At 45.8% G+C, this 4,781-nt stretch carries 4 protein-coding genes; 3 read left to right on the top strand and 1 reads right to left on the bottom strand.

Going from position 1 to position 4,781, the window contains the following annotated elements; genetic code table 11:
• The coding region (locus H6F63_RS26555; protein ID WP_190640320.1) for an IS630 family transposase at positions 1-666 on the top strand (666 nt) is incomplete at its 5' end.
• Here the strand turns inward: H6F63_RS26555 and H6F63_RS26550 are convergent.
• Positions 663-860, bottom strand: coding sequence for a hypothetical protein (locus H6F63_RS26550; protein ID WP_190640319.1), 198 nt, complete (start codon positions 858-860; stop codon positions 663-665). The two genes, H6F63_RS26555 and H6F63_RS26550, sit on opposite strands and share 4 nt — an antisense overlap.
• Positions 861-1,018: 158 nt before the next feature.
• Here H6F63_RS26550 and H6F63_RS26545 point away from each other — a divergent pair, with 158 nt between their 5' ends.
• Positions 1,019-3,244 carry an AAA family ATPase gene (locus tag H6F63_RS26545; RefSeq protein WP_190640318.1) on the top strand — a complete coding sequence of 742 codons (2,226 nt, stop codon included), beginning with the start codon at positions 1,019-1,021 and terminating at the stop codon, positions 3,242-3,244.
• A gap of 151 nt (positions 3,245-3,395) precedes the next feature.
• Positions 3,396-4,691 (top strand): hypothetical protein, encoded by a 1,296-nt coding sequence (locus H6F63_RS26540; protein ID WP_190640317.1) that lies wholly within the window; start codon positions 3,396-3,398, stop codon positions 4,689-4,691.
• Positions 4,692-4,781 lie beyond the last annotated feature (90 nt).

Below are 4,781 nucleotides of genomic sequence, written 5' to 3'. Positions count from 1 at the left end.
GAGGAATGGGGAGTTAGCATCAGCACCAAAACAATTAAAAGAATACTTAAAGCTCTATCAATGAGTTGGCATCGGATGCGTAGAGCCGTAGGAGGAGAACCTAATCCTCAAGATTATGAGGAAAAGAAGGCACAGCTTGCCCAACTGAAGCGATTAGAGGATGAAGGGAAAATTGACTTGTATTACTTAGATGAAGTGGGATTTAGCCGGATTCCTTCTGTCCCCTATGGCTGGCAAGATATTGGAGAATACTTAGAGATTTCCAGTTGTCATAGTCGGCGTTTAAATATTTTGGGGATAATGAATCGGGGTAATCATCTGGAAACTTGTGTTTCACTTCAAAGTATTAATTCCGATGTGGTTATCGCTTGTATTGATGCTTTTTTCCCAGTAGTGGATAAGCCAACAGTGATTGTTGTCGATCAATCATCTATTCATACCAGTGATGCCATTCTTGAGAAACGGGAAGAATGGCGAGAACGGAATCTTAGCATTTTTGAGTTACCCTCCTACTCTCCCGAATTAAATTTAATTGAAATTTTGTTGCGGTTTATTAAGTATGAATGGATTGAGATTGATGCTTACAAAGCTTGGGAAACCTTTGTTGCATCTGTTGAAAAGATTTTGAGAGAATTTGGAAAAAGCTATGTAATTAATTTTGTCTAGCTACTTACCTGCTCGCGATGAGTTGCAACTATTGGCTTGAATCCATTGAGCAAGTTTTCGTGGGACAAATCGTAAAAAAAGAAATAATTAACTCCTGCCTCAAACGCCACTGCTGCACAGGATGTATCCATACCCTGACCTCCTGCTAAACCGAGAATGCTGGCAGGCTGCCCATTTAGAGTCTCTAGATGCATAGGAAAGCGCTCGTTTTAACTGCCTTGAAATGAAAGATTACGAATTTCTCCTCTAGACAGAGGAACTGCCCATTCAAACTTGGCTTTAATGATTTTTAGCTGATAAAGGGTTACCCTATACTGACAAATATCGATTTGCTTTTCGGGTAAAAACGGACTTGTTCGACTTTGTGCGCCAACAATCAGCGGACAACGAGGCACCCCTCGCCGCTAGGATGCGTCCTCGCACCCTCGATGAATTTATCGGGCAAGACCACATCATTGGTCCTGGACGCCTGTTGCGCCGTGCGATTCAAGCTGACCAACTTTCTTCCCTGATCTTTTTTGGCCCACCTGGCACGGGGAAAACAACCCTCGCTCGGATTATTGCTAACACCACCCGCGCTCACTTCATTGCGATTAATGCTGTTCTCTCTGGGGTAAAAGAGATTCGGGATGCAATTTCTACGGCTCAAAAACGCCAAAAGGAACATACTCAGCGCACTATCCTTTTCGTTGACGAGGTTCACCGCTTCAATAAGTCGCAGCAAGATGCAATGCTCCCTTGGGTGGAAAACGGGACGGTTATTCTCATTGGTGCGACGACAGAAAATCCCTATTTTGAAGTTAACAAAGCTTTAGTGAGTCGTTCGCGCATCTTTCAACTCAAGCTTCTCGATGAAGCTGACTTACGCGGTGTCCTCGAACAGGCACTAAATGACTCAGAACGCGGTTATGGGACGCTATCTGTAACAGTAGAGCCGGATGCGATCGCTCACCTAGTCAATGTCGCCAATGGTGATGCCCGTTCATTACTCAATGCCTTGGAATTAGCCGTCGAAACCACACCCCCCGACGAAACCGGGACTGTTCGCGTTACGCTGGCTGTGGCAGAGGAATCCATACAGCAAAGGGCAGTGCTCTATGACAAGGAAGGAGATGCCCACTTCGATACCATTAGTGCCTTTATCAAAAGTTTGCGCGGTTCCGACCCAGATGCGGCTTTATACTGGCTAGCAAAAATGGTCTATGCCGGGGAAGACCCTCGCTTCATTTTCCGGCGAATGTTAATTTTAGCTAGTGAAGATGTGGGACTGGCTGACCCCAATGCTGTCGTGGTCGTTAATGGCTGCGCCCAAGCCTTTGAGTGGGTAGGGATGCCGGAAGGACGCTATCACTTGGCTCAAGCTACGCTTTATCTCGCCAACGCTCCCAAATCTAACAGCGTCATGGGCTTTTTCGATGCTCTCTTCGTGGTTGAGAAGGAACGGGAGGCGGAAGTACCCAATCACTTGAAGGATGCCAACCGGGACAAGAAAGGATTGGGGCATGGAGCAGGTTATCTTTATCCTCATGCCTACCGCGACCATTGGGTGGCTCAACAGTATTTGCCTACCAGTTTGCAGGGACAGGTGTTTTATCAACCCTCAACACAGGGGTTTGAAGGAGAAATTAAGACGCAGGTAGCACGTCATCGAGAAGCGCAACTTGAAGCGGTGGCAGAGGGTGTTTTTGTCTCACCCGTTGAAGTGCTAACAACAGGGCCAACTGACCGCACGGTTGACCGATGGTTGCAACGGACATTGAGTCAGGTGGGTGAGCAACTCGCTACAATACGCGATCGCATTTTCACCCTGACTCAACTTCAGCGTCACCATGTCGTTTTGGACTTGAATGCAGGTAGCGGTTTACTCACCTTTGAAGCTCTGCGTCGGGTACCAGAAGGTGGCGTTTATGCCTGTACTCGGACATCAGCTCAAGCTGTTGCTCTACAAGAACAGGTGGCGGCACTTCCTCTCCTCAAGCGTCCTTTTGTGTTGAGTTCTACCTTAACCCAGTTGCTAGAGGTTTTAGCAACGCAAGTCCCCGATATCCGGTTTGACTGCATTATCGGGCGCAATGCGCTTATCCATGAGCCGGATAAACTTGCAGCAGCTAAACTGTTAGCTCAATGGCTGCAACAGTCGGGAGTTTTGGTACTAGCCGAGACGGTGCCACGCCACACGCAACGGCTTTATCGTTTACTCGAAAAGTCGAAGCTGAATGCTGACTTGTACCAGCGATTAGTGGCAGCGGAAGAGGCAATTTACACCGAGAAGTTAGACCCAATGGTGAACTGGGATATGGATGATCTACGGGTTGCCTTCGAGTCGGTAGGATTTGTGGTTAAAGTGGATGAACAGCGTGAGCTTACCCAAATGCATATTACACCAGCCTTAATTGATCGCTGGTTCGCAACTACTTCTGTAACGAATAGACCCTCGTATGCGGCGCATTTGGCGAAGCACCTCCACGAAGAAGAAATCCGGACTATAAAAGAGCTATTTATCCGCTCCCTGCTTCATCAGACGGTTAATTGGGAAAGTGCGATCGCTTTTGTCCGGGCTGAGTTGTCGTTCAGATAGTTCTGTAGCAATTTATGTATTCCTAACTGGCGCAACAAGCGCAGGGGAAATTTTACTCCATAATTAGTCGAAGCCATATCTGACAGACTCTTTGCAGTTGAGAGGCTATCCTTGAATAAGAACTATTGTTCTACATGTTCAATCGCTCAAAATGTCAGATCGAATTTACAGTTGGAAGCGGTTTTGGTGTCCTCGGTCAGGGCGTATCAATCTAGCAGATGGTGGTTATTTGTGCGACCCACAAGCAGAATGGGGAAACGTATACAATCCAGACCTCGTCACCTTTGAAGCAATATCCAAGTTACCGTGTTTAGTTCTCTTGGGAGAACCAGGCATGGGCAAAACCCATGCTATGACAGCAGAGCAAGCAATTATTACTACTAAGATCCAAGAACAAGGTGGTCAGGTACTTCTTAGAGACCTTCGCTCATATTCCAGCCCGGAATGGCTAGCGCGAAAATTATTTGACAGTGCAGAATTTACCAACTGGCTGAGAGGCACACATCAACTACACATTTTTCTAGATAGTCTCGACGAATGCCTTCTGCGAATAGAGACGTTAGCAACTCTACTAGTTGATGAGTTTAAGGAATATCGCGATCAAATTCAGCGTCTGCACCTTCGTATTGCTTGTCGAACAGCTATCTGGTCACCAGTTTTAGAGGATGGATTAAAACAACTCTGGGGAAAAGATGCCGTAGGAGTTTACGAACTAGCTCCACTTCGTCGCAAAGATGTCAGAGAAGCAGCAAGAGCTGAGGCAATTGAGCTTGATGGCTTTTTAGAAGACCTTCAAAAGAAAAACATTGTGTCCTTAGCTATCAAACCAGTTACGTTGAAATTTCTTCTGAATACTTACCATCGTCACAATAATCAATTCCCTGCTAATCAGAGATTGCATGAACTCTATCTTGAAGGTTGTCGCTGTCTTTGTGAAGAATCTAACGAGAGCCGCCTTGCATCAAGGCTTAAAGGTAAGCTTAATCTTGAACAGCGCTTGATTGTTGCAGCTCGTATTGCCACTGTTACCATTTTTGCTAATCGATTCGCTGTCTGGACTGGAAGAGAACAGGATAATGTTCCGGATGAAGATGTGCTTCTCCGAAAAATCTGTCAGGGAAGTGAAAGCGTCAGTGGTAGAGAGTTTGAAGTTACTGAAACAGTTGTTGAAGAAGTTTTAGATACTGGTTTGTTCTCATCTCGTGGATTAAATCGTATGGGATGGGGGCATCAAACTTATGCTGAATTTCTTGCTGCTTGGTATCTAAAGCAACACAATTTGCATCCATTTCAAATGGTAAATTTGATTGTTCATTCTGACGAGCCTGATAGCAGAATTATCCCGCAGTTGAATGAAACTGTGGCTTGGTTGGCTAGTATGGAGACTGAAGTATTTAGGGAAGTTATGAAGACCGATCCCGATGCAGGGCTATTTCATTCTAACTGAGTGACTGATATGGTAGTTAGGTCATCTCCCCAAGCCTGAGACCAGATGCCTCAATTAGCCATTGTCGAAGCCTTTGCAGATATCTGTGAT

Source organism: Trichocoleus sp. FACHB-40, from assembly GCF_014695915.1.
In the GTDB taxonomy this organism is placed as follows: Bacteria; Cyanobacteriota; Cyanobacteriia; order Cyanobacteriales; family FACHB-T130; genus Funiculus; species Funiculus sociatus.
This window is presented reverse-complemented; position numbering and strand designations above follow the sequence as displayed.